Raw genomic sequence first — 1,279 nt, 5'->3', positions numbered from 1 at the left:
TTTCCGACACCTCCTGGCCCGGTTACGAGCGGATTCCCGGCTTGGTGATGCAGGGCTATACGGCGCCTGTGCGCGAGGCGCTGCGCCAGATGCCCACGCCGCCGACGCATGTCTTCATTCAGTCCGGCGTCGGCGGCATCGCCGCTGCCGTCGCAGGCCACCTATCGATCACGCTCGGTGAGCGGCGACCGGTCTTTACGGTCGTCGATCCCGCCCGCGCCGCCTGTCTTTTCGAGACGGCACGCGCCGGCCACCCGGTGACGGTGCCGCATGGCGAACCGACCGTCATGGCGATGCTGGAATGCTATTATCCGCCGCTGCTGCTCGTTTGCCTTGCCAAGACTGCGCGCGACTACCCAGCAATGACCGCAGCCGAGCACTTCGCGATCAACGTACTTTCAGAAGCGCAGAAGGATGTGTCCATTAAATTTGCCCGCCCCTTGGAAGATCGCTTCGCTGCTGTCGACTGGGCAAGGGGTCCGAACGGCTGTCCGATATTCGCGCAGGTGGCGGCGTGGTTTGAATGTTCGATGCATGATGTTATCGAGGCGGGCGACCATGTCATGATGGTCGGTCGCGTGACGGCCTTCGAAAGCAGCGGCTTGAATGGTCTGGGCTATGCTCGCGGCGGCTACTTCGCTCTGAGCGTCGCGGCAAAGCCTCATTCCTCTGTAGCGGGCGGAGAGATCGGCGCCGGCGCCGTGTTGGAGCGCCACGGATCGCTTTTTCCATTGGGCGACGAAAACCTGTCCCTTCCGAGTTACAACGCAGCGGGCGGTGACCCAGCAAAGACGCTGGCGTCCCAGCTCGAACGATTGGGACTGAGCGTCCACGATTGGTTTTCTCTGCTCGATCTTTAAGGACAGAGGACCGGCGACAGGTCTACCGCGAGCTTGAAGGCCCACGTTCACCCGCGCGTAAGGCCGCGGCTCATGAACTGCTCGGCAAGCGCAAGCTGCTCTCGCAGATGCTTGCAGTCGAGTAGAAGGGTGGCGATCGTGGCGCGTGCAGGTTCATCGTGCCAGGCGAGGGCGGCCTCAACCTCCCAATCGAAATCGGCGGTTGGGCTTCCTTTCCGAGGCGGATCATTGCAATTTCAGGCTCAGTTGGATGCCACGTTGGGGGATTATCAAGGGCTTGCCAATGTCAATCCGCCCGAATACCTCGCGCGGCGCTCTGCCTCGCTCTCTTTTTTCGCGCAAAGCCGCCACGATGGAGTGAGCGCTCATTCACTCCGTCCGCATGGGGCATTGTCGCTTGGCAGTTAAATGGGGTCTTC

At 61.8% G+C, this 1,279-nt stretch carries 1 protein-coding gene; it reads left to right on the top strand.

Annotated elements, in window-relative coordinates:
• The coding region (locus LPU83_RS37460; protein WP_244656122.1) for a flavin reductase at nt 1-860 on the top strand (860 nt) is incomplete at its 5' end.
• Nucleotides 861-1,279: the final 419 nt, after the last annotated feature.

Source organism: Rhizobium favelukesii, from assembly GCF_000577275.2.
Classification (GTDB): Bacteria; Pseudomonadota; Alphaproteobacteria; order Rhizobiales; family Rhizobiaceae; genus Rhizobium; species Rhizobium favelukesii.
The sequence above is the reverse complement of the archived record's forward strand: the minus strand, read 5'-3'. Positions and strand labels throughout refer to the sequence as shown.